The 21,745-nt window shown below is 69.6% G+C and carries 23 protein-coding genes; 16 read left to right on the top strand and 7 right to left on the bottom strand.

The features are described from left to right. Window positions 1–64: 64 nt before the first annotated feature. Entirely contained in the window at window positions 65–1,420 is a 1,356-nt protein-coding gene (locus OG407_RS24545; protein WP_405861205.1) for an aspartate aminotransferase family protein, read from the bottom strand. A 347-nt stretch (window positions 1,421–1,767) separates the two neighbouring features. Here OG407_RS24545 and OG407_RS24540 point away from each other — a divergent pair, with 347 nt between their 5' ends. Both OG407_RS24540 and OG407_RS24535 read left to right on the top strand, forming a co-directional pair. Continuing rightward, a complete protein-coding gene (locus tag OG407_RS24540) occupies window positions 1,768–3,816 on the top strand; it encodes a serine/threonine-protein kinase (RefSeq protein WP_405861203.1) in 2,049 nt (682 codons plus the stop codon). A gap of 142 nt (window positions 3,817–3,958) precedes the next feature. After that, on the top strand, window positions 3,959–5,485 hold the full coding sequence (locus OG407_RS24535; protein WP_405861201.1) for a substrate-binding domain-containing protein: 1,527 nt from the start codon (window positions 3,959–3,961) through the stop codon (window positions 5,483–5,485). 18 nt (window positions 5,486–5,503) lie between these two features. On the opposite strand, the gene OG407_RS24530 is transcribed toward OG407_RS24535, so the two are convergent. Then, window positions 5,504–6,235, bottom strand: coding sequence for an SLATT domain-containing protein (locus OG407_RS24530; RefSeq protein ID WP_405861199.1), 732 nt, complete (start codon window positions 6,233–6,235; stop codon window positions 5,504–5,506). Between the two features lie 242 nt (window positions 6,236–6,477). On the opposite strand from OG407_RS24530, the gene OG407_RS24525 reads away from it, so the two are divergent. The 4 genes from OG407_RS24525 (at window position 6,478) to OG407_RS24510 (ending at window position 8,796) form a co-directional block, all read left to right on the top strand. Next, on the top strand, window positions 6,478–6,822 hold the full coding sequence (locus OG407_RS24525) for a YbaB/EbfC family nucleoid-associated protein (RefSeq protein ID WP_266860004.1): 345 nt from the start codon (window positions 6,478–6,480) through the stop codon (window positions 6,820–6,822). Window positions 6,823–6,895: 73 nt separating this feature from the next. Beyond that, window positions 6,896–7,495 (top strand): recombination mediator RecR, encoded by a 600-nt coding sequence (gene recR / locus OG407_RS24520; RefSeq protein WP_327402451.1) that lies wholly within the window; start codon window positions 6,896–6,898, stop codon window positions 7,493–7,495. Continuing rightward, on the top strand, window positions 7,488–8,150 hold the full coding sequence (locus OG407_RS24515) for a DUF5063 domain-containing protein (RefSeq protein ID WP_405861196.1): 663 nt from the start codon (window positions 7,488–7,490) through the stop codon (window positions 8,148–8,150). Before recR ends, OG407_RS24515 begins: the two co-directional genes overlap by 8 nt. Window positions 8,151–8,193: 43 nt before the next feature. Next, window positions 8,194–8,796 carry a hypothetical protein gene (locus tag OG407_RS24510; protein WP_405861194.1) on the top strand — a complete coding sequence of 201 codons (603 nt, stop codon included), beginning with the start codon at window positions 8,194–8,196 and terminating at the stop codon, window positions 8,794–8,796. 50 nt (window positions 8,797–8,846) lie between these two features. Here the strand turns inward: OG407_RS24510 and OG407_RS24505 are convergent, their stop codons facing one another. Beyond that, window positions 8,847–9,242 carry a hypothetical protein gene (locus tag OG407_RS24505; protein WP_405861192.1) on the bottom strand — a complete coding sequence of 132 codons (396 nt, stop codon included), beginning with the start codon at window positions 9,240–9,242 and terminating at the stop codon, window positions 8,847–8,849. A gap of 78 nt (window positions 9,243–9,320) precedes the next feature. On the opposite strand from OG407_RS24505, the gene OG407_RS24500 reads away from it, so the two are divergent. From OG407_RS24500 to OG407_RS24485, 4 genes are all read left to right on the top strand, one after another. Beyond that, complete coding sequence (locus tag OG407_RS24500) at window positions 9,321–10,139, top strand: helix-turn-helix domain-containing protein (protein ID WP_405861190.1); 819 nt, start codon at window positions 9,321–9,323, stop codon at window positions 10,137–10,139. After that, window positions 10,136–10,336 carry a DUF397 domain-containing protein gene (locus tag OG407_RS24495; protein WP_405861188.1) on the top strand — a complete coding sequence of 67 codons (201 nt, stop codon included), beginning with the start codon at window positions 10,136–10,138 and terminating at the stop codon, window positions 10,334–10,336. Before OG407_RS24500 ends, OG407_RS24495 begins: the two co-directional genes overlap by 4 nt. 286 nt (window positions 10,337–10,622) lie before the next feature. Beyond that, window positions 10,623–11,687, top strand: a complete 1,065-nt coding sequence (locus OG407_RS24490) for a hypothetical protein (protein WP_405868566.1) — start codon at window positions 10,623–10,625, stop codon at window positions 11,685–11,687. Window positions 11,688–11,713: 26 nt separating this feature from the next. After that, window positions 11,714–12,262: a Uma2 family endonuclease gene (locus tag OG407_RS24485; RefSeq protein ID WP_405861186.1), complete on the top strand. Its 549-nt coding sequence runs from the start codon at window positions 11,714–11,716 to the stop codon at window positions 12,260–12,262. Here OG407_RS24485 and OG407_RS24480 read toward each other — a convergent pair whose 3' ends face one another. Continuing rightward, a complete protein-coding gene (locus OG407_RS24480) occupies window positions 12,263–12,982 on the bottom strand; it encodes a TSUP family transporter (RefSeq protein ID WP_405861184.1) in 720 nt (239 codons plus the stop codon). A gap of 145 nt (window positions 12,983–13,127) precedes the next feature. Here OG407_RS24480 and OG407_RS24475 point away from each other — a divergent pair, with 145 nt between their 5' ends. Together OG407_RS24475 and OG407_RS24470 are read left to right on the top strand one after the other, a co-directional pair. After that, entirely contained in the window at window positions 13,128–13,319 is a 192-nt protein-coding gene (locus OG407_RS24475) for a hypothetical protein (protein ID WP_405861182.1), read from the top strand. A 105-nt stretch (window positions 13,320–13,424) separates the two neighbouring features. Then, entirely contained in the window at window positions 13,425–13,925 is a 501-nt protein-coding gene (locus OG407_RS24470) for an SgcJ/EcaC family oxidoreductase (protein ID WP_405861180.1), read from the top strand. Here the strand turns inward: OG407_RS24470 and OG407_RS24465 are convergent. Both OG407_RS24465 and OG407_RS24460 read right to left on the bottom strand, forming a co-directional pair. Next, window positions 13,891–15,180, bottom strand: coding sequence for an ATP-binding protein (locus OG407_RS24465; protein WP_405861178.1), 1,290 nt, complete (start codon window positions 15,178–15,180; stop codon window positions 13,891–13,893). The two genes, OG407_RS24470 and OG407_RS24465, sit on opposite strands and share 35 nt — an antisense overlap. After that, a complete protein-coding gene (locus tag OG407_RS24460; RefSeq protein WP_405861176.1) occupies window positions 15,177–15,872 on the bottom strand; it encodes a response regulator transcription factor in 696 nt (231 codons plus the stop codon). The genes OG407_RS24465 and OG407_RS24460 overlap by 4 nt, the downstream gene beginning before the upstream one ends. A gap of 195 nt (window positions 15,873–16,067) precedes the next feature. On the opposite strand from OG407_RS24460, the gene OG407_RS24455 reads away from it, so the two are divergent. The 4 genes from OG407_RS24455 to OG407_RS24440 all read left to right on the top strand — a co-directional run bounded on the left by OG407_RS24455 (window position 16,068) and on the right by OG407_RS24440 (window position 20,786). Further along, window positions 16,068–17,339: an aspartate kinase gene (locus OG407_RS24455; RefSeq protein WP_403596009.1), complete on the top strand. Its 1,272-nt coding sequence runs from the start codon at window positions 16,068–16,070 to the stop codon at window positions 17,337–17,339. Continuing rightward, window positions 17,339–18,406 (top strand): aspartate-semialdehyde dehydrogenase, encoded by a 1,068-nt coding sequence (locus tag OG407_RS24450; protein ID WP_405861173.1) that lies wholly within the window; start codon window positions 17,339–17,341, stop codon window positions 18,404–18,406. Before OG407_RS24455 ends, OG407_RS24450 begins: the two co-directional genes overlap by 1 nt. A 524-nt stretch (window positions 18,407–18,930) precedes the next feature. Beyond that, window positions 18,931–19,506: a SigE family RNA polymerase sigma factor gene (locus tag OG407_RS24445; protein ID WP_019063113.1), complete on the top strand. Its 576-nt coding sequence runs from the start codon at window positions 18,931–18,933 to the stop codon at window positions 19,504–19,506. Then, entirely contained in the window at window positions 19,503–20,786 is a 1,284-nt protein-coding gene (locus tag OG407_RS24440; RefSeq protein ID WP_405861171.1) for a hypothetical protein, read from the top strand. Before OG407_RS24445 ends, OG407_RS24440 begins: the two co-directional genes overlap by 4 nt. Before the next feature lie 67 nt (window positions 20,787–20,853). Here the strand turns inward: OG407_RS24440 and OG407_RS24435 are convergent, their stop codons facing one another. Continuing rightward, the gene (locus OG407_RS24435) at window positions 20,854–21,648 is read right to left on the bottom strand and encodes an SURF1 family protein (RefSeq protein ID WP_405861169.1); all 795 of its coding nucleotides are present in this window, start codon (window positions 21,646–21,648) and stop codon (window positions 20,854–20,856) included. Window positions 21,649–21,745: the final 97 nt, after the last annotated feature.

Below are 21,745 nucleotides of genomic sequence, written 5' to 3'. Positions count from 1 at the left end.
AGGCGAACGGACCCGCCCATTCCGGGCGTTAAGAGGTGTATTCCTCCATGAATCTCTCGGCGTATTACGCGGTGAATTCGTCCGCGACGGAGAGCGCCGCGTCCAGCGCCGCGAGGCCCTCCTTCAGCTCGGCCTCGCTCACATTGAGCGGCGGGACGACGTGGGTGCGGTTCATGTTGACGAACGGCCACAGCCCCTGCTGCTTGGCGGCGCCCCCGAAGGCGGCCATCGCCGCGTTCGCCTCACCGGCCGCGTTGTACGGCACCAGCGGCTCGCGCGTCTCCCGGTCCTTCACCAGCTCCAGCGCCCAGAACATCCCGACGCCCCGCACCTCGCCGATGCTCGGGTGCCGCTCGGCCAGCGCCCGCAGCGCGGGCTCGACGACCGTCGTACCGAGGTGCTTCGCATTCTCTACGACCCCCTCCTCGGCCATGACGTTGATCGTCGCGACGGCCGCGGCACAGGCCAGCGGGTGCCCGGAGTACGTCAGTCCGCCCGGGTAGGGGCGCTTGCCGAAGGTGTCCGCGATCGCGCCGGAGATGGCGACACCGCCGAGCGGCACATAGCCGGAGTTCACGCCCTTCGCGAAGGTCATCAGGTCCGGTACGACGTCGAACAGATCGGCCGCGAACCACTCACCGGTCCGCCCGAACCCGGCCATCACCTCGTCCAGGATGAAGACGATCCCGTACTTGTCGCAGATCTCCCGGACCCCGGCGAGATAACCGGGCGGCGGCACCATGATCCCGGCGGTCCCCGGAACGGTCTCCAGGACGATCGCGGCGACGGTCGCCGGACCCTCGAAGGCGATCGTCGTCTCCAGGTGCTCCAGCGCGCGCTCGCACTCCTGCGCCTCGGTCTCGGCGTAGAAACGGGACCGGTACAGGAAGGGCGCCCAGAAGTGCACGACCCCGGCCGAGGCGCTGTCGCTGGCCCAACGGCGGGGATCCCCGGTGAGGTTGATCGCCTGCTGCGTACCGCCGTGGTACGAGCGGTAGGCGGAGAGCACCTTGGGGCGGCCGGTGTGCAGCCGGGCCATGCGCGTCGCGTGCTCGACGGCGTCCGCGCCGCCGTTAGTGAAGAAGATCTTGTCCAGGTCCCCGGGCGTGCGCTCGGCGATCAGCCGGGCCGCCTCCGAGCGGGCCTCGATCGCGAACGCGGGCGCGAAGGTGGTCATCGTCGCGGCCTGCTCCTGGATCGCGGCGACGACCTTCGGGTGCTGGTAGCCGATGTTCGTGTAGACGAGCCCGCTGGTGAAGTCCAGGTAGCGCTTCCCGTCGTAGTCCCAGAAGTACGACCCCTCCGCGCCGGCCACGGCGAGCGGGTCGATGAGCTCCTGCGCGGACCAGGAGTGGAACACGTGCGCACGGTCCGCGGCCTTCACGGCGGCGCCGGCCTGGGGGTTGGGCTGAGGGGTCATGCGGCCGAGCGTAAATGTCCGCGATGCGGAAACGGAATCGGCGTCCTGTCTGTGGTCGGGGGGTTTCCGCGACAGGTTGTCGGGGGTGGAGGCGGGCGGTCGGTGAGGGGGGCGCTGGAAGTCGGGGGTAAATCTAACCGTTGTCTATGTGCGTGACCGGTTAGAAATGACCCCAGCCTGTAGAGGGGGGCGGTGCGGGGGCTCGGGGCGGACTCCCGTTACGGAACCGTAGACACCGCTCCGGCCATCGCGTCCTGTCCCCGCACTATTCTCGGTTTGTCGCGGAGCACAGGGCACAGACGCGCGACCGGGGCGTGACCGGGGAATTCAGGGGAGGCGGCGCGGTCGTGGAGAAACTGGGGGCGGGCGATCCGCAGCGGATCGGGGCGTACCGGCTGCTGGCCCGGCTGGGGGCCGGTGGCATGGGGCACGTGTATCTGGCCCGGTCGGACCGGGGACGCACGGTCGCCGTGAAGCTGGTGCGGGAGGACCTCGCCGCGCAGGAGGAGTTCCGGGCGCGGTTCCGGCAGGAGGTGCGGGCCGCGCGGCGGGTCGGCGGCCACTGGACGGCGCCCGTGCTGGACGCGGACACCGAGGCCGAGGTGCCGTGGGTGGCCACCGGGTACGTCGCCGGGCCGAGCCTGCAACAGGTCGTCGGGCGTGATCACGGCGCACTGCCCGAGCGTTCGGTACGGATCCTCGCGGCCGGTCTCGCGCACGCGCTGCAGGACATCCACGCCGCCGGCATCGTCCACCGCGACCTCAAGCCGTCCAACGTGCTGGTGACCATCGACGGCCCCCGCGTCATCGACTTCGGCATAGCGCGGGCCCTGGAGACGCTGGCCGGGGACGGGCTCACCCGCACCGGTTCGCTGGTCGGCTCGCCCGGTTTCATGGCGCCGGAACAGGTACGGGGCGACCGCATCACCCCGGCGTGCGACGTCTTCTGCCTCGGCTCCGTCCTCGCCTACGCGGCGACCGGCACGCTCCCCTTCGGCGCCGCCAACAGCGGTGTCCACGCCCTGATGTTCCGCATCGCCCAGGAGGAGCCGGACCTGTCGGGCGTCCCCGAGGGCATCGCCGACCTGGTCCGCGACTGCCTCCGCAAGGACCCGGCCACCCGCCCCACCCTCAACCGCATCCTCGACCGCACGGGCGCCGAGGACACCGTCTCCGGCGGCCGGTCCCGGGACCCGTGGCTGCCGGGCCCGCTGGTGGCCCAACTCGGCCGCCACGCGGTGCAGTTGCTGGACACGGAGGACCCGGAGACGACGGAGCTGGAACGGGTGGACGTGGAGCGAGCGGATCCGGCCCCGGAGAGGGGGGACAGCGGTGACCCGGAGGCGGTTCAGAGCGCCGCGCCTGTTTCCGCCGCGGTTCCTCCCGTCCCCGCTTCCGCTCCTGCGCCTACTCCCATGCCCACTCCCACTCCCGCTTCCGCCCCCGTCGCCGTGGAGAAGCCGGACCTCTTCCGTAAAGCGCCCGCCGCCGCTTCCGGAGCCTCGCCCGAGCACGCCCCCGTCTCCGACGACTCCTCTCCGACACCGCCCGCACCGGCGCCGGACACCCACCTTCCGACGGTGGTCGCGGACCCGGCCGGGGCCACCAGGACGCCGCCCCCACAGCCCCCGCACCCGGCCTACGGCTACCCGCAGCAGCACCCCCAGCCGTCCGCCGCCCCCGACTACCCCCAGCCCCCCGCCCGCCAACTCCTCGGCTGGGGCGGGCAGGTGCCGTACAACCCCTACCCGCACAACAGCGGCGTCGGAGTCACCCCGCCCTACGGCCCGGGGCCGGTCGGGATGGCCCCGGCGTACGGGGAACCCCAGCCGCCGCGCAGGAACGGGCGGTCCACCGCGCTGCTCGTCGTGGTCGCGCTGGTCGTCGCGCTGGGGGCCGGCGGTTCGGTGTACGCGTTGATGAAGGACGGGGGCAACGGCGGTCGTACGAAGGCCGGTTCGGGCGGTCAGGCCACCAGTGCCGCGCCCACGACTCCGGGGCCGACCGCGACCACCGGGAAACCGTCGCCGTCCGCCACACCTGCCGGCGACGGTGCCGTACCCAGCGGCTACCTCGGCACCTGGAACGCGTCCATCGACAACGCCACGGGCCACAACACCCGCCAACTCACCATCCGGCAGGGGAAGGTGGGGTCGCCGGTGCTCACCCTCGTCGCGGACGGACCCGGCTACCACTGCGAGTTCACCGCCGACCTGGCCCAAGAGCCGGGCGGGGAGAGCCCGTTGGCGATCGGGGCGTCCACCGTCACCTCCGGGAAGCCGCTGTCGTCGTGCAACCCGGGTTCCGCCACCGAGATCACCCTGCTGTCGGCCACCACGCTGGAGCGCGTGAGCACCAGCAACGGGGAGAAGCTGACGTACACCAAGGCGGGCTGAACCTCGGCCTGGCGGTGGGCTGAACTCCCTTCACATCCGGGCCGGTTGAACGTCACGCGAACTTCGTTCAGAACCCCCTGCGTGTTGTCCGGTGCCGCTCGTACCGTGACCCCACGATCCGGCTGGGGAGCGGGGGCCCGCAGTGGAGTGGCTGAGCGCGGAGAACGTCGTCGCCGTGGGCACGGCGGTGCTCGGCATCGTCGCGTCCGGGGTGATGGTCTGGTACGAACGCCGGGTGCCGCGCCGCAAGAGGATCGGCTACCGCGTCCAGATGGACAACCCCATTGGTGACGACGTCCGTTCGGGGCGGGCGAACAGACGCCTCGGCCTCTTCGACGAGGCCCCCGGCATGTCCGACGCCACCCTCGTCCTGCTGCGCATCGAGAACGACGGTTCGCAGAGCATCGCCGACAACGACTACACCGGGCGCGAACTCCACGGCCTCACCGCGGTGTTCACCGACCGCACGATCCGCGGCGTCTCGGTCACCCAGCCCGTCGGCACCGACCACCTGATGGACCACTTCACCCCGGCGGCCGGCCTCGGCTACGACACCAACACCCTGCGCATCCCGCGCGTCCCGCTCAACCCCCGCGACCACTTCAAGCTCCTGGTGCTGCTGTCCGGCGGCGATGTCGGCTGCGCGATCCGGCTCATCGGCGGCATCCGCGACGGCGAGGTGCACCCCAACCGCAGCGCCACCCCGGACGACAAGGCGCCCCTGTTCAGCCGCGCCTCCCGGCTGATCACCATCATGCTCACGGTGTGCGTGGTGACACTGGCGGCGATCGTCGTGGTCCGCGACGACACCCCGCCCCCGATCGGCTGCGCCCACGGCACCCTCACCGTCACCGGTTCGACCGCCTTCGCCCCGGTCGTCGAGGAGGTCGCCAAGAAGTACGAACGGGACTGCGAGGGCGCGAAGGTCGTCGTAGACCCGCACGGATCGACGGCGGGCGTAAGGGAGTTGGAGGCCACCGGGCTCGCGTCGACGAAGGGCTCCCCGGCCGTCGTAGCGCTCTCGGACGGACCCAAGCCGAGCGACATGCCGCGACTGCGCGAGAACCGGGTCGCGATGTCGGTCTTCGCGATCGTCGTCAACGACGGCGTCCGCCTCGACGACCTGTCCACCGCGGACGTACGACGCCTGTACCGGGGCGAGATCAGGAACTGGCGGCAGCTCGGCGGGCCGAACCTCGCCGTGCACCTCGTCAGCCGGGACGCCAACTCCGGTACGCGGCAGGTGTTCCAGCGCCGGGTGCTGAAGCGCGGGGAGATCGCCAATTCCTCTGTCGACTGCGTTCACAAGGACGATCCGACGGCGCCGGTCATCCGCTGTGAACTCGACTCCACGGACCAGGTGTTGACCCAGGTCGCCGAACTCCCCGGCGCGATCGGCTACAGCGAACTCACCCTCGCGTCCGGCGCCAAGGGCCTGCACACCCTCCGGCTGGACGGCCACCCGCCCTCCGCGGACGCCATCGAACACGGGACGAGCGCCTACCCGTACCGCGAGATCGAATACGCCTACACCTACGGCCGGCCCCCGGCCGACTCCCTCGCGTCGAGCTTCCTGACCTACCTCGCGCGGGGCAACGGCCAGGACGTGATCCGCACCCACGGCCACATCCCGTGCTGGACGCCGGAGGGCCTGAAGCTCTGCGCCTAGCTCAGCGAGCGGATCGGCTCATCGGGGCTCCGGCGGTCGCTGCCGGGGCATGTTCGGACGACTGCCCCCGCCCCCCGGCCCACCCGGCCCACCCGGCCCCGGCGGCATCGGGAACCTGCCCTGCACGACGGTCCCCTCCTGCCGGCTCCCTGGCACCACCGCGGACTGGATGCCCAGCGGCCCCGCCCCGGTCCGGAACTCCACCATCCAGTCGGCGGTCTCCACCCGGACCAGTTCCGTCACGTCCTCCGAGAAGCGCCGCAGCACCCCCAGGCACCGGTCCGCGGCCTCGCTCGCCGTGCCCTCCGCGGGCCCCAGGAACTCCCGGACACCTTCCGACGCCCAGTCGAACTGGAGCACCTGGAGACGCCGCTGCACGGCCTGTGCCGTAGCGACGTCCCGCATCCAGCCGGACGTCATCCCGAAGAACCGGTCCCCGGCCACGCACGCCGCCCCCAGCAGCAGCGCCGGATAACCCCAGGCGGCCAGCCCGTCCACCACCCCGGTGAGGTCCAGCAGGGGCAGCGCGGCCCCCGCCAGCGCGCCCAGCGCCGCGCCCGCGCGCAGCACCCGCGCGCCCCGCCGCTTCCACACCCGGTCCGTGAGGTAGCGGGCCGCCGTCTCCAGCGCCCCGCGCTCGACCCACCGGTACAGCTCGTCCAGCCGGGCCGTCGGCTCGCCCCAGTCCCCGAGCGGAAACGTCCGCCCGGCCAGATCGCCGCCTTCGGGCTGAATCTCCGGCTGACCCACCCGGCACTCCCTTACGTCGTGTGACACCTGATGCTGATGTGCCGGACCCTTCCTACCGCCCAATGGGTGGCGAAGGATCTGGTTTCACCTCTTTTCCGCCCAGAAGTGGGTCTTGATCAGGTATAGGACACGGTGAAGACTCACTCGAAAGAGTGTCGAAGCGATGACTGCCCGGACCACGTAGGCTCGTGCCGAGCGGGCGGAACCGCGCCTGTACAGCCGTACGAAACCAGGAGCTGATCGTGATTCCCGGTGGTGGCCAGCCCAATATGCAGCAGCTGCTGCAGCAGGCCCAGAAGATGCAGCAGGACCTGGCGGCCGCGCAGGAGGAGCTGGCGCGGACCGAGGTCGACGGACAGGCGGGCGGTGGGCTGGTCAAGGCCACCGTCACCGGCTCCGGCGAGCTGCGCGCGCTGAAGATCGACCCGAAGGCGGTCGACCCCGAGGACACCGAGACCCTCGCCGATCTGATCGTCGCGGCGGTCCAGGCGGCCAACGAGAACGCGCAGACCCTCCAGCAGCAGAAGCTCGGCCCGCTCGCGCAGGGACTGGGCGGCGGCAGCGGTATCCCGGGTCTGCCTTTCTAAGACAGGCCGCGGCCAACTACGGTACGTACGTGTCACGCGTACCGCATGACTCCACGGAAGGGCAGGCAGTCCGTTGTACGAAGGCGTGGTCCAGGACCTCATCGACGAATTGGGGCGACTCCCCGGCGTCGGTCCCAAGAGCGCGCAGCGGATCGCCTTCCACATCCTGCAGGCGGAGCCGACGGACGTCCGTCGGCTCGCGCAGTGCCTGATGGAGGTCAAGGCGAAGGTCCGCTTCTGCGCGACCTGCGGCAATGTCGCGCAGGAAGAGTTGTGCGGCATCTGCCGCGACCCGCGCCGCGACCTCACGGTGATCTGCGTGGTCGAGGAGCCGAAGGACGTCGTGGCGGTCGAACGCACCCGCGAGTTCCGGGGCAAGTACCACGTCCTGGGCGGCGCGATCAGCCCGATCGAAGGTGTCGGACCGGACGACCTGCGTATACGAGAACTTCTCGCGCGGTTGGCCGACGGTACGGTCACGGAACTGATCATTGCCACGGACCCGAATCTGGAAGGCGAGGCCACGGCCACGTACCTCGCCCGCATGATCAAGCCCATGGGCCTCAAGGTCACCCGCCTGGCCAGCGGCCTCCCGGTGGGCGGCGACCTGGAATACGCGGACGAGGTGACCCTCGGCCGCGCCTTCGAGGGGAGACGACTCCTAGATGTCTGACGCCACGCTGCATGCCGCCGCACCGGACCCGGACGACTTCGCGGTCCAGATCGCGGACCAGGTCGAGAGCTTCCTGGTGGCCGTGTTCGAGGTCGCGAAGGGCGAGGACCCGGACTCGGCGGTCCCCTTCCTCCTCCTTGAGGTGTCCCAACTCCTCCTGGCGGGCGGCCGTTTGGGCGCGCACGAGGACATCCTCCCGGACGAGCGCTACGAGCCCGACCTGGGCCCGGAGCCGGACGTGGACGAGATCCGCGAGCGCTTCGCGGTGATGCTGGAGCCGATCGACGTGTACTCGGAGGTCTTCGACCCCTACGAGCCGCGCAAGGCCCCGGTACCGGCCCGTATCTCCGACGACCTCGCCGACGTCATCACCGACCTCCGCCACGGCATGGCCCACTACCGCGCCGGCCGCACCACGGAGGCCATGTGGTGGTGGCAGTTCTCCTACTTCTCCAACTGGGGCTCCACCGCCTCGGCCACCCTCCGCGCCCTCCAGTCCCTGGTCGCCCACGTCCGCCTGAACCAGCCCCTCCCCGAACTGGACGGCCTGGACACGGACGTGAGCGTCATGGGTGACGAGACGCTGGAGTTCGAGGCGGGTGCGGTGATGGTGGAGGAGATCGCGGGGCCGCTGGGGATCAGGCCGGTGAAGTAGTCGACCGGCGGGGGTGGGCTCGGTCCGAAGCTAGGATCCCCGGATGCGTCAAACCCCCGCCGAACTCATCGCGCAGTGCCGAGAGAACCTCGGTGCCGCGCCACGCTCTTTCTCCTCGCGGGACAGACAGACGTACCTTCGCGTCCGTCGTCCCTGGTGGCTGAGGTCCAAGGATGCTCTGATCGACGTGATCGAGCAGCAGGACCTGCTTCTGGAGCGGGGCATCGTCGTCTGGGCGTCGATCGTGCAGGCCAACAACCGTCTGTTCAAGCCGGGGCGCGGCAGTCTCCCGGCGGCCGTGCTCTACTGCGCGGACCCGGAGGTCTTCGACGACCGCCCCGACGAACTGCGGGACATCGCGGGGGAGTTGTTCTCCACCAAGGGCAAGCAGATGGATGATTCCGAGCTTCAGGCGTTCTCCGACATGCTGGCCAGTGAGCTGGACCGGGAGATGCGTATGCCTGTTCCGCGGAGTCTGGCCGGTAGCGCGCCCTTGTACTGCACGGATGTGCTCGTCAGCCGGCGGCATCTACCGAACCGGAGACTCGACCGAGGACTCCTCCCCTTGATCGTCCTTCCGGACCGCAGCGCAACGATGATCCTCCCCAGCCGCTTCTGGCCGGACGAACTGCTCGCTGTCCGGTAGGGCGAACTCGTCTGAACCGATTGATGGTTGAGACCCGCGCCCCGCCCCTCTCAAAGCATCGGGAGCAACCGGCCCGCCGCCACGAAAGGCGCCGTAACCGTAGGCTCGCTGTACCACCGCAACGGCCACGTGTTCCCGTCCAGCGCCGGAACCCCGATGTACGTGACGGTACGAGCGCCCCGTCCCCCGAACTGCTGCACGCCCAAAGGCCAGTTGTGCCGGCGAACTTCCCCGGGCGCCAGCAGAAAGTACATCCACCGGAACCCGGCGGCCTCGCAGACGACGGGCCCCGCATCCCCGTCGGCGGCCTCGATGAGACGCGCGGCGACCCGTTCTCCCCGTACGCCTTCGATGCGTACGGCGTCGAAGTGGACGCCGGTGAGGCGGAGTTGGTGGCCGGACGCGGGGATCCAGTCCGGCAGGTGAATTGATTCGGTCATGGTCACACGGTGGCGTTTGCGAAGCTACGCTCGGTAGTGACTGAGGTGATACACGCCGGGGTGTATCGGTCGGAGGTGGGTGCTGTGTCGGGCCAGTCCAACGCCAACTCCCTGCCGCCGCCTGCGGCCTGGCGGTACAGCGGGAACCAGCTGAAGCGGTGGCGTACCAAGGCCAACGTGAGCCGGGAGGAGCTGGCCGCCGCCTCCCACTACGCGCTGGACACCATCAAGTCGATGGAGCAAGGCGTACGGAGGCCGACGCCACGCGTGCTCGACACGGCTGACGAGCTGTGCAACGCGGACGGCATGCTGAGTGCGGCGAAGGACTACCTGAACACGGAGAAGTTCCCGTCGCGGGCACAGGACTTCATGGAGCGTGAGAAAGAGGCGATCACCCACTGGTCGTACGAAACCACGGTCGTCCCGGGGCTGTTGCAGACGCCGGGGTACGCGCGCACGCTGATCGAGAACCGCTGCCCGCCCCTGGACGAGGAGACGGTGGAGGAGCGGATCGAGGGGCGCGTGGAGCGGCAGGCCATCCTCACCGAGCCGAAGCCGCCGGTGGCCCTGAGCTTTGTCCTCTACGAGGCGGTGCTGCGCAGTCCCCTGGTGGACACCGAACAGCTGCGCCGTCTGCTGGAGGCGTCCCGGCTGCGGAACGTCACCATGCAGGTGCTCCCCTTCGAACGGGCCATCCCCTCGGCCCTCATGGGGTCCATGGTGCTGCTGGAGACCCGCGACCATGAGCGATTCGCCTATGCGGAGGGCCCGTTCGCCAGCGAACTGTCGGCCGATCCGGAGGTTGTCAGCCGGGTGACCGAGCGGCTTAGCATGATCCGCGCGCAGGCTCTCAGTCCCGCTGAGTCGGCCCGTTTCGTCGAACGGATGGTGGATCAGCCATGAGTGACCAACTGAAGTGGTTCAAGTCGAGCTACAGCGACGACGAGGGCGGCAACTGCATCGAGGTCGCCCTCCCCGCACCCCAGTTGACCGTCCACATACGCGACTCCAAGAACGCCACGGGTCCCGAACTGGCCCTCCCCGCCCCCGCCTGGACGGCGTTCCTCTCCGGAGTCTCCGCAGCTCACCCCGGAGCTTGAGCCCCGGGCTTCGAGCTCTTTTCTTGGGTTCTGGGCTGGTTGAAAAACAACCCAACCAACCAAGCCTGTAAGTGAGTTGAGGGGGGTTTAACCCGAACGGGTGACATTCCATGATCGGCTTGCGCTGCAAGGCAAAGCCACTCTAGGTTCGCGGCAAACAAGCAAATAGATCGGCCCCGGTCGGTGCTACCAACACCGGCTCCGGGGCCTGGACCTACGAATCGAAGGAAACTCGATCGTGGCTTACGCCCAGCCTAGCCCTGCCCTGCCGTCCCCGTCGCACCCCATGGCCAAAACGGGCTACGGAAAACGCGCCACGGGTGACGAAGAACCGTACGCCGACCCGGACTTCGCACATCTGCTCCCGCGAGACGCCGAGATCGCCGTCTTCATCGACCACCTCGACAACGGTCACGCCATGGGCCACAAGGTGATCGCGGCCGAGCACCCCCGTTACGGCCAGCAGGCCTGCCGTACGTCTCTCAAGAGCCTCACCGAGGCCGGCCACCTGCGCTGGATCAAGGAACACATCACCGTCGAGGACAACTCGATGCGGTGGGTGACGCGGACGTACTGGTCGCGTACGCCCAGGTCGGCGCGGTGGTGGGCCGAGTTCGCGCGTGAGCGCCACGGCAGGGACGTCACGCATGACTACCAGCCGGGCCTGGCGAGGACGGAGGACCCGGCTCCCGAGCCGGCGAGCGGGAGCGGGAGCGGGAGCAGCGGGATCCCGGAGGCGAGCCCGACCCCCGAGCCCGGCGCCACCCCTGAGCCCAGCGCCGCGTACCGCGCACTCGCCCAACTCCGCGCCGCAGACCCCCGTATGTCCCTCTCCGAAGCTGAGTGCCGAGCCCTCGAACCCCTCGCCGCCGAGTGGCTGACACGAGGCTCCACCCCGGCTGACATGGCCCGCGCGCTGACCGACGGACTGCCACCCACCGTCACGAACCCGGGCGGACTCGCCCGCACCCGATTGGAGACGAAGATGCCCCCGAAGAAGAACGACACCGCCGAGACCCGCCCCCTCCGCGCCCGTGTGACCCGCGTGCTCATGGCCTGCGCCACCTGCGACGCCGACGAGCGGACGGCGAAGATCATCAACGGCGTGTGCGAGGAATGCCGCGCGGAGCCGGAGCTGAGCGAGGAGGAGATCAAGAAGGGGTTCGAGGACATCGCCTACCTGGGAACCACGACGGCCCGCTTCCTGAAGCAGAAACTGGAACGCCGTACGGGCGGGCCCGTGCCCGACACGTTCCGCCCCGTGCCGATCGAGGACCGCGTCCACTACCACTACCGCGACAACCGCGACCGCATCGCGAACGGCCTCCCGCCGAGGCGGTGGAATCCGTGACGGCAGGGAAGCGGCAGCAACCCCAGATGTCCGTCGAGGAATTCGAGCAGCTGGAACGCCATGCCCCCGAGACCGTGTGGCTGGAGTTCATCAAGGGGAAGGTCCAGGTCAAGCCCGCGCCGGACGGCAACCACAGTGAGATCGTCGCCTGGCTACAGAGGGAGTGCATGCAACACCTCCCAGACCTATCGCTGCACGCGGAGCGCGGGCTCAAGACGGAGCGCTGTCGGAAGGGCCGCACTCGTGCGGACGGCGCCCTCGTTCCCCGGGGCGGCCTCAAGGGACACGGGGAATGGTCGGACACGGGGACAGTCCTGATGGCCGTAGAGGTGACTTCATGGGACGCCGATGCCGCTCAACGGGACCGGCTCGACAAGCCTGATGGCTACGCGGCGGCCGGAATCCCGGTCTACGTCCTCATCGACCGGGACGACTGCACGGTCACCGTGTTCACTCATCCCGAGGACGGTCGTTACCGGCGACAGGTGAACGCGCCGTTCGGCGCTCCCGTCGAGATCCCCGACCCGGTGAACATCACTCTCGACACCGAGCCCCTCAAGGAGTTCGCCGACTGATCACAACCCCCACACCCCCTTCCCCACCGCCGTCACCCCACCCGCCAACGCCAACGACAACACCAGCACCCGCGCCCGCGGTTCAGCTATCCGCCCCGCGAGCCCCCGCCCGATCACCCCGCCCACCACCATCGCGGCGACGACGGCTACCCAGCGCGGCGCACTCAGCGAGGGCACCCCGTTCGCCGCGACCGAGAACGCGTTGACGACGACACCGTAGAACTGCGCGTTGGGGACGAACTCCCTTACCGTCCAACCCGCGTTGACCGCGTACAGGGAGATCGGGGGCCCGCCCACCCCCGCCGCCGCGTTCATGAAACCGCCCGCCGCTCCCGCCGCGACGGCACCGCGAGTGCCCCGAAGCGCCGGCACCCGGGCGCCCTTCATCACCAGCAGGACCGCCACCGTCACCAGGCCGCCCATCACCAACAGGAGCACCGGCGGCGGGAGTTGGCGGGTCAGCCAAGCCCCCGCCGGTACCGTGCAGACCGCCGCCGCGCACAGGGGGACCATCGCGCGGCCCCGCACCTGGCGCCAGCCGCCCGCCAGGCCCACGACGCTGATCGCGCCGGCGGCGCAGTTGGCGAGGACGACCCCCTGGGACGGGCCGAGGAGCAGGACCAGGGCCGGGACGGCGACCAGGGCGAAGCCCATGCCCGTGAGCCACTGGACGGAGGAGCCGAGCAGGACGATCGCGGCCAGCAGTATGTCCCCCGTCATGGAGCAACATCATTCCCGCTCAGGGTGTAGCCCGCTACACCCTCACTTCGGGACCGCACTCCCTCGTTGCGGACCTGCGGAAACGGGATCGTTGAACTCGTCAGCGAACGACATCCGAATCCCTCCGCTCCGAAGGACATCCGCCATGAAGAACCTCCTCTCCTCCAAGCCCGTCCTCTGGTTCCTCTTCCTGTTCAACCTGGCCGTCGCCGCGATCGCACCCTTCGTGGTCGACGGAACGCAGGGCGTGATGACCGCCGTCGGCATGGGTGTCGTGTCGCTGGGAGCCGGTGTCAGCCTCGTCCGGGACCGTGGTCAGGCGGTCGCAGCGCGTTAATTGGCCCAGCCCTTCCTCACCCCTGTACGTCCGCTGCACGGGCCCTAACCAGCGGAAAGCGAGTCTTGAGTCATCCCAAAAGGCACCAGTACCACTGGAGTTGAGATGACCCGCCGGTCCATGAGCAAGCGTGCAGCAGTCGTTACCGTCACCACCGTCCTCGCCCTCGGCACCCTCGGTACCGTCGCCGCGACCGCCGGGCCCCAGCACGACGCCAAGCCCAGCAAGAAGCAGATAGCCGCCCTCTTCGACGGCTGGAACGCCGCCCTGCAGACCGGTGACCCGAGGAAGGTCGCGAACCGGTACGCGCCGGACGCCGTGCTCCTGCCGACCGTCTCCAACGAGATCCGCACCGACCGTGCCGAGATCGTCGACTACTTCGAGCACTTCCTGCCGAACAAGCCGGTCGCGAAGAAGGTCGAGACGTACATCAACGTCCTCGACAGCGACTCGGCCATCGACGCCGGCGCCTACGACATCACGCTCACCGACCCGAAGACCGGCAAGAAGCGTGTGGTGGAGGCCCGTTACACCTACGAGTACGAGAAGCGCGGCGGCAAGTGGCTGATCGTCAACCACCACTCCTCGGTGATGCCCGAAGGGTGATCGCGACCAGCAGTCCGTCTCCGGGCGCGTCCCTGAGGGTCACCGTTCCGCCGTCGTCCGTCACCAACTGCCGTACGACGGCCAGGCCCAGGCCCGAACCGGTGCGTCCGGTGAGGCCCTGACCGCGCCAGAAGCGGTCGAAGGCGCGGGACTTGTCCGCGTCGGACATGCCGGGGCCCTCGTCCGACACCGTCAACTCGACCTCGTCGCCCCGGAGTTCCGACCGTACGGTGATCGTCGCGCCGTCCGGTGACACCTCCAGGGCGTTCGACAGCACGTTGTCCAGGACCTGTTCGAGATGACCGGGACTGGCCAGCACAAGCGGCCGGCCGTCGACGACACTCCCCCTGAGCGCGATGTCCACTCCGCGCTCGTCGGCGGCCGGTCTCCACACCGAGAGGCGTTCGGCGACGATCTCCCGCAGGGGGAGTGGTTCCGCCGCCGTCACCTTCGCCTCTGCCCGTGCCAGTACCAGCAGGCCGTTGACCAGGCGGCTCATCCGGACCACCTCCGCCGTCGCCTGTTCCACGTCCTCCCGTACGAACTCGTCGTCCACGCCGTCCGCGATGTTGTCCAGAGACAGCCTCAACGCCGTTAGCGGGGTGCGAAGTTGGTGGGAGGCGTCGGCCACGAAGATGCGCTGCGAGGCGATCAGGGTGTCTAGGCGTTCGGCGCCCTGGTTCAACGTCCTGGCCAGCGTCTGCGTCTCGTGCGGGCCCGTCACGGGGGAGCGGGCCGTCAGGTCGCCGTCGCTGAACTTGCTTGCCATGTCGTTGAGTTGACGGAGAGGGCGAGTCAGGCGGCGGGCCACGATCGCGCCCAGGCCGGCTGCCACTGCCAGGACCCCTACCGCGAGGATCGCGCGGAAACCCCAGATCTGAATCAGGCGGTGGGTCAGGTCGGAGGTGGGGTACGTGATGCGTACGGCGCCGACCGTCCTGCCGTCGCGCCTCGCTGGTGCCGTCACCTCCAACTCCCCGTCGCCCCAGTGCGTCGCGGTCTTCGCCCGGGAGGCGGGCAGGACTTCGGCCGTACCGGGGGTCTCCTGCGCGTACGCCACCACCATGCGGTCCAGGGCGGCGCGCGAGGCCGCGTCGCCGCTCAGCAGGAGGGCCATGGTCTTCGCCTCGCGTTCCACCGACTGCTCGGTGTCACCGCGGAGTTGGGCCGTCAGCGTGAAGGCCACAGGCACGGTGAAGGCCGTCAGCGCCACGGCCACGAGGAGGACGTAGCTGACGATGAGCTGCCGGATCATGACGTCGGCGATCCGTCGCCGGAGGAGACGATCTCCAGGCGGAAGCCCACGCCCCGTACCGCCTCGATCGTGATCGCGCCCGTCAACTTCCGCCGTAGCGCCGCCACATGGACGTCGAGCGTCTTCGTCGGGCCGAACCAGTTCGCGTCCCAGACCGCTTCCATGATCTGTTCGCGTGACATCAGCGCGCCGGGCTCCTCGGTGAGGAACGACAGCAGGTCGTACTCCTTGGGGGCGAGCGGGACCTCCTCGCCGTCGAGGCGGACGCGGGCGGCCTTGCGGTCGATGGTGAGGCGGGTGCCGTAGGCGTCGGGGCCGGAGGCATCCAGAACCGCCCGCGGCTGGGCGCGGCGCATCACCGCCCTTATGCGGGCGATGACCTCGCGGACCCCGAACGGTTTCGACACGTAGTCGTCCGCGCCCAGTTCCAGGCCGACCACCCGGTCCGTCTCGTCGCTGCGCGCGCTGATCACGATGATCGGGATGTCGCCGCGGGCGCGCAGCGCCTTGCAGACGTCGAGGCCGTCGGTGTCGGGCAGGCCGAGATCGAGCAGGACGACGTCGTAGGGGGCGGAGTGGGCCAGGGCGGCGGCGCCCGTGGTGACCCAGTCGACCTCGAAGCCGTAGCGGATCAGTCCGCGTCGCAGGGACTCGGCGACCGGCTCATCGTCTTCCACCAGAAGTACGCGCACACGGCGCACCTTAATGCTTGAAACTTAATTCACAGGCGTTACCTGTGACCCTTGGCACTTTTCCCGCACCCCTTAAGTGGGCATGCGCTGACCTGGGCGTCCGAAGCTTCCGAATCTCACCATGCGATACCGCGGAAGCGGATTTCGGGTGCTCGTTAAACTGAGCCGACACACAGGACTGAGCGAGGAGCGCACGTGGGCCTTGTCGTGCAGAAGTACGGAGGCTCCTCCGTAGCCGATGCCGAGGGCATCAAGCGCGTCGCCAAGCGAATCGTCGAAGCGAAGAAGAACGGCCACCAAGTGGTCGTCGTCGTTTCCGCGATGGGCGACACGACGGACGAGCTGATCGATCTCGCCGAGCAGGTATCTCCGATGCCCGCCGGGCGTGAGTTCGACATGCTGCTGACCGCCGGGGAGCGGATCTCCATGGCGCTGCTGGCCATGGCGATCAAAAACCTGGGGCACGAAGCCCAGTCGTTCACCGGTAGCCAGGCAGGCGTCATCACCGACTCGGTCCACAACAAAGCGCGGATCATCGACGTCACGCCCGGTCGGATCCGTACGGCGTTGGACGAGGGCAACATCGCCATCGTCGCCGGGTTCCAGGGTGTGAGCCAGGACAAGAAGGACATCACCACGCTGGGGCGGGGCGGCTCGGACACGACCGCCGTCGCGCTGGCCGCCGCGCTCGACGCCGAGGTGTGCGAGATCTACACCGACGTCGACGGTGTGTTCACCGCCGACCCGCGCGTGGTGCCGAAGGCGCGGAAGATCGACTGGATCGTCTTCGAGGACATGCTGGAGCTCGCCGCCTCCGGCTCCAAGGTGCTGCTCCACCGCTGTGTGGAGTACGCCCGCCGATACAACATCCCGATCCATGTGCGGTCCAGCTTCAGTGGACTTCAGGGCACCTGGGTCAGCAGTGAGCCGATTGGGGACCAGCAGGTGGAGCAGGCCATCATCTCCGGTGTCGCGCACGACACCTCCGAGGCCAAGATCACGGTCGTCGGCGTGCCCGACAAGCCGGGCGAGGCCGCGGTGATCTTCCGGACGATCTCCGACGCGCAGGTCAACATCGACATGATCGTGCAGAACGTGTCGGCCGCCTCGACGGGCCTCACGGACATCTCCTTCACCCTCCCCAAGGCGGAGGGCCGCAAGGCCATCGACGCCCTGGAGAAGAACAAGGGCGGCATCGGCTTCGAGTCGCTGCGCTACGACGACCAGATCGGGAAGATCTCGCTGGTGGGCGCCGGGATGAAGACGAACCCGGGCGTCACCGCCGACTTCTTCACCGCCCTGTCCGACGCGGGCGTCAACATCGAGCTGATCTCGACCTCCGAGATCCGCATCTCGGTGGTCACCCGCGCCGACGACGTCAACGAGGCCGTCCGCGCCGTGCACACGGCGTTCGGCCTCGACTCCGACAGCGACGAAGCCGTCGTCTACGGAGGCACCGGCCGCTGATGGCCAGCACCGGAGCGACCGTGCGTCCGACGCTCGCCGTGGTCGGCGCGACCGGGGCCGTCGGCACGGTCATGCTCCAGATCCTGTCCCAGCATGCGGACATCTGGGGCGAGATCCGCCTGATCGCCTCTCCGCGCTCGGCCGGCCGCAAGCTGGCCCTGCGCGGGGAGCAGGTCGAGGTGGTGGCCCTGACGGAGGAGGCCTTCGACGGGGTCGACGTCGCGATGTTCGACGTTCCCGACGAGGTCGCCGCCCAGTGGGCGCCGATCGCCGCCGCCAAGGGCGTGGTCGTCGTCGACAACTCGGGCGCCTTCCGGATGGACCCGGAGGTGCCCCTGGTGGTCCCCGAGGTCAACCCGCACAAGGTGCGGTGGCGCCCGCGCGGGATCATCGCCAACCCGAACTGCACGACCCTGTCGATGATCGTCGCCGTGGGCGCGCTGCACGCCGAGTTCGGGCTGCGCGAGCTGGTGGTGTCGTCGTACCAGGCGGTGAGCGGGGCCGGGCGGGCCGGGGTGGAGACCCTGCGCCAGCAGCTGTCCCTCGTGGCCGGTACGGACCTGGGGACCAAGCCCGGTGACGTACGGCGGGCCGTGGGCGACAACACCGGGCCGTTCCCGGAGCCGGTCGCGCTGAACGTCGTACCGTGGGCCGGTTCCCTGCGGGAGGACGGCTGGTCCTCGGAGGAGATGAAGGTGCGGGACGAGACCCGCAAGATCCTCGGCCAGCCCGCGCTGCCGGTCGCGGTGACCTGCGTGCGCGTCCCCGTGGTCACCACGCACTCCCTCACCGTGCACGCCCGCTTCCAGGGCGAGGTCACCGTCGACGGGGCGCGCGAGATCCTCGCCACGGCCCCGGGTGTCGTCCTCTTCGACAACCCGGCCGCCGGGGAGTTCCCGACGCCCGCCGACGTGGTGGGCACCGACCCGACGTGGGTGGGGCGGCTGCGGCGGGCGCTGGACGACCCGACCGCGCTCGAACTCTTCGTCTGCGGGGACAATTTGCGCAAGGGAGCGGCCCTCAATACCGCGCAGATCGCCGAGCTGGTGGCGCGCGAGCTGGCCTGAGCACGGGCCCAACTCCCCCTGCCCCACCGTAAATCCGCTGGCCAGTGGCGCACGAGTTTGTAGGATCAGTGTGCGCGATGTGGCCGGATTAATGGTTGGGAACCCTTGAATCCAGCCACCTCCGCATCCGAAGATTTCACTCCCCGCTTCCCGCAACCGCGCGGCGAGCGGGGAGCGTCTTTGCGAACGCCCTTCAGGTGGGCGCGTGGTGATGCGGTAAGGGACGTGGGGACGTCCCGGACATTTCATGACACAGGGGAAGAGCGGGTAGGCATGAGGGTGTTCGACGCACTGCCGGTTGTGCTGCCTGACACCAGACGGGTGGGTGATGACGCCGGGCAGGTGGGCGGTGGCAGCAGACAGGTGTGTGGACTGTTTGTTTCGTCTGACGTAAATGTGACGGCCGACGCGTACAACCCCCAAGGGGGGAAGCGTGTCCAACTGGCGTGGCTCAGGTACTCGACTTCACTGCGGCACGCGGAACGGCCCTCCGGCCTCCGCGTGGATCCCGTGCGCCCGGCGGCATGCCGGTGATCGCGCCGATGCCCGCAGCGCGGCCCGCCCGCATCCCGAACCAGCGCGACGGTGTCGACGACGCCGTCGCGGCCGGAACGACGGTCGACCATCTCACCGAGACCTACCGGGCGCACTACCGCTCGCTGCTCGGCCTGGCCGCACTCCTCCTCGACGACACCGCCTCCTGCGAGGACGTCGTCCAGGAGGCGTTCATCCGGGTCCACTCGGCGCGCAAACGTGTCCGTGACCCCGAGAAGACCCTGGCCTATCTGCGCCAGACGGTCGTCAACCTCTCCCGCTCGGCCCTGCGCCGCCGCATCCTCGGCCTCAAGCTCCTCTCGAAGCCGATGCCGGACATGGCCAGCGCGGAAGAGGGCGCGTACGACCTGCTGGAGCGCGACTCCCTCATCAAGGCCATGAAGGGACTTCAGCGCCGCCAGCGCGAGGTCCTGGTCCTGCGCTACTTCGCGGACATGACCGAGGCGCAGGTCGCCGAGTCGCTCGGCATATCGCTGGGCTCGGTGAAGGCCTACGGCTCGCGCGGGATCGCCGCCCTCCGGATCGCCATGGAGGCCACGGCATGAGCGACAAGGCCGACGGAAACGGCACGGCCGAGGGAAACGGCTCGCGTGAACGGCGTGAGCCGGACATCCGGCGCGGCCCGACCTGGGCGCGCGAGGAACCGCCGAACGAAACACATGCTGGGAACGGAACTGTGAACCACGGCCCCGACGAACAGAGCCCCACCGGGCCGAGCCTCGACGGGCAACACCCCGGAGGGGACAACCCCGACAACCCCGAGAACCCCGGGGACACCCCTGAGGACTTCGGGAACTTCGGGGGGGACACCCCTGACAGGGACAACCCCGAAGGCTTCGACCCCGACGAGCTGGCGCTACGGCGGCTGCTGCACCAGGCGGTCCAGGAGGTCGAGCCGCGCGACGGCACGCTGGACCACCTGCGCAAGGCGGTACCGGCCCGCCGGGCCCGCAAGCGCCAGGCACTGGTCGGCATGGCCGCCACCGTGCTCTTCTTCGGCACCGCGATCCCGGCCCTCGTGCACGTCTCGAACTCCACCGGCTCGGACGCCGATCCGTCCATCATGGGCAACAGCTCACAGGCGCAGGGCGGCACCAGCCAGGGCAAGGACCCGGACGGCGGCTCCAGCACCTCGGGCGGCACCTCGGGGCAGGCCTCGCAGAACCCGGGCGGCCACAAGAACGACGGCACGGGCAAGACCCCCGGCCACGGCACCGTGAGCGCGAACCCCTCGGCCAGCACCGGGACGGCCGCGCTCGCCTGCACGGCCGAACAGCTCGGCGCCTCGAACTCGACGGTGGACGCTGCCGATTCGGCGGGCATCGTCTACGGCACCTTCAGCGTCACCAACACCTCCGGCACCAGCTGTACCGTCGGCGGCCCTGGCACCGTGGGCACCTCCGCCATAGGTGCGGCCGACTCCAACAAGATCACCGTGGTGCAGCACAGCTCGGGGGACGCGGCGGCCGGCCTGCCCGACCCGTCGACGGAGGCCTCCCAGCTGGTGCTCCAGGCAGGCGCCTCCTACGTGGTCAAGTTCGCCTGGGTGCCCTCCGAGACCTGCCCCACCAGCGGCACCAGCACCGGCGGCACCACCACCGGCGGTTCGACGCCCACCCCGACGCCCACCGAGGACGCGAGCACCAGCAGCGGGTCCACGAGCGGCGACACCGGGACGTCCACCCAGCTCCTGGAGGACGGCACGCTCGACGGCAGCGTGCAGGTCACGCACACGGCGGAGGCGGGCTCCCCGACGGTCACGGCCACGGTGCCGAACGCGTGCGCGGGCACGGTCTACCGGACGGGCCTGCTGGCGGGGTCGTAGACCGGACCGCATGTCTACAGGTGGTCAGCCGGGTCGGGGGACCCGGCTGTGTCCGTGTCGGGCCACGTCAGACGGTGGCGTGGGCCGCTTCCTCGTTCTCGTCCTCAGGGATGAGGCCCAGCTCCGCATCGCGCGCGAACTCCACCTCGCGGCGCAGCAGCCGGAACCACATGAAGACGACGAAGCCCGCGAAGACGAACCACTCGCCGGTGTAACCGAGGTTCTGGAACGCCTTCAGGTCGAGGCCGGTGTTCGCGGGCGCGGTCGCCGGTACGGCCGTCATCCCCGAGTCGCCCTTGTCGAGGGTGATCCAGGCGTCGTACACGGGGTACGGCACCAGGTTCACCAGCGAGGCCGCGCTGATCGCGGCGGTCTGGCCGGAGGGCAGGCCGCCCTGGGCGCTGACTCCGTTGTCGCCGGGCGTCTCGGATGCTTGCAGCGAGCCGGTGACGGTGACCTCGCCGGTGGGCGCGGCCGGCGCTTCGGCCGCGTCGGGCTTGCCGGGGATCCAGCCGCGGACGACGGGGAGGGCCTTGCCGTCGTCGGTGCGCAGCAGGGTCAGGACGTAGAAGCCGTTCTTCTCACCCAACTGGCGGTCCGGGACGAGGAGTTGCTTGCCGTAGCGGCCGGTCGCGGTGGCCCGGCGGCCCGAGGTGCTCTGGTCGACCGGGAGCAGTGAGGCGAGGGGGCGGGCCGCTTCGGTGCGGTCGGTCTCGACCTGGCGGGTGGCCTGGTGGCTGCTGTCCACGCGCGCCTGGAACCGGCTCAGCTGCCACGACCCCATGAAGATGCAGAAGGGGATGGCGAGCAGTACGAAGACGTTGATGCCCCACCAGCGCGATGTCAGCAGAAACCGGTACACGCCGTCCACGGTACGGGGCTGTCGTGAGGCCGTTGGCCCGGGGGTCGGCCCGAAGGTTCACCGGGCGTCGGCAATGCTCCGACCGGGACTTGGTCGA

It is taken from the genome of Streptomyces sp. NBC_01515, from assembly GCF_045040345.1.
Lineage (GTDB): Bacteria > Actinomycetota > Actinomycetes > Streptomycetales > Streptomycetaceae > Streptomyces.
This window is presented reverse-complemented; position numbering and strand designations above follow the sequence as displayed.

Coding starts and splice junctions, on each gene's coding strand:
- OG407_RS24515 (WP_405861196.1), top strand. CDS start 7,488: ATGTCTGACGCCACGCTGCATGCCGCCGCACCGGACCCGGACGACTTC.
- OG407_RS24495 (WP_405861188.1), top strand. CDS start 10,136: ATGAGTGACCAACTGAAGTGGTTCAAGTCGAGCTACAGCGACGACGAG.
- OG407_RS24470 (WP_405861180.1), top strand. CDS start 13,425: ATGACCCGCCGGTCCATGAGCAAGCGTGCAGCAGTCGTTACCGTCACC.
- OG407_RS24450 (WP_405861173.1), top strand. CDS start 17,339: ATGGCCAGCACCGGAGCGACCGTGCGTCCGACGCTCGCCGTGGTCGGC.
- OG407_RS24510 (WP_405861194.1), top strand. CDS start 8,194: ATGCGTCAAACCCCCGCCGAACTCATCGCGCAGTGCCGAGAGAACCTC.
- OG407_RS24490 (WP_405868566.1), top strand. CDS start 10,623: ATGGCCAAAACGGGCTACGGAAAACGCGCCACGGGTGACGAAGAACCG.
- OG407_RS24465 (WP_405861178.1), bottom strand. CDS start 15,180: ATGATCCGGCAGCTCATCGTCAGCTACGTCCTCCTCGTGGCCGTGGCG.
- OG407_RS24475 (WP_405861182.1), top strand. CDS start 13,128: ATGAAGAACCTCCTCTCCTCCAAGCCCGTCCTCTGGTTCCTCTTCCTG.
- OG407_RS24440 (WP_405861171.1), top strand. CDS start 19,503: ATGAGCGACAAGGCCGACGGAAACGGCACGGCCGAGGGAAACGGCTCG.
- OG407_RS24485 (WP_405861186.1), top strand. CDS start 11,714: ATGTCCGTCGAGGAATTCGAGCAGCTGGAACGCCATGCCCCCGAGACC.
- OG407_RS24445 (WP_019063113.1), top strand. CDS start 18,931: ATGCCGGTGATCGCGCCGATGCCCGCAGCGCGGCCCGCCCGCATCCCG.
- OG407_RS24480 (WP_405861184.1), bottom strand. CDS start 12,982: ATGACGGGGGACATACTGCTGGCCGCGATCGTCCTGCTCGGCTCCTCC.
- OG407_RS24545 (WP_405861205.1), bottom strand. CDS start 1,420: ATGACCCCTCAGCCCAACCCCCAGGCCGGCGCCGCCGTGAAGGCCGCG.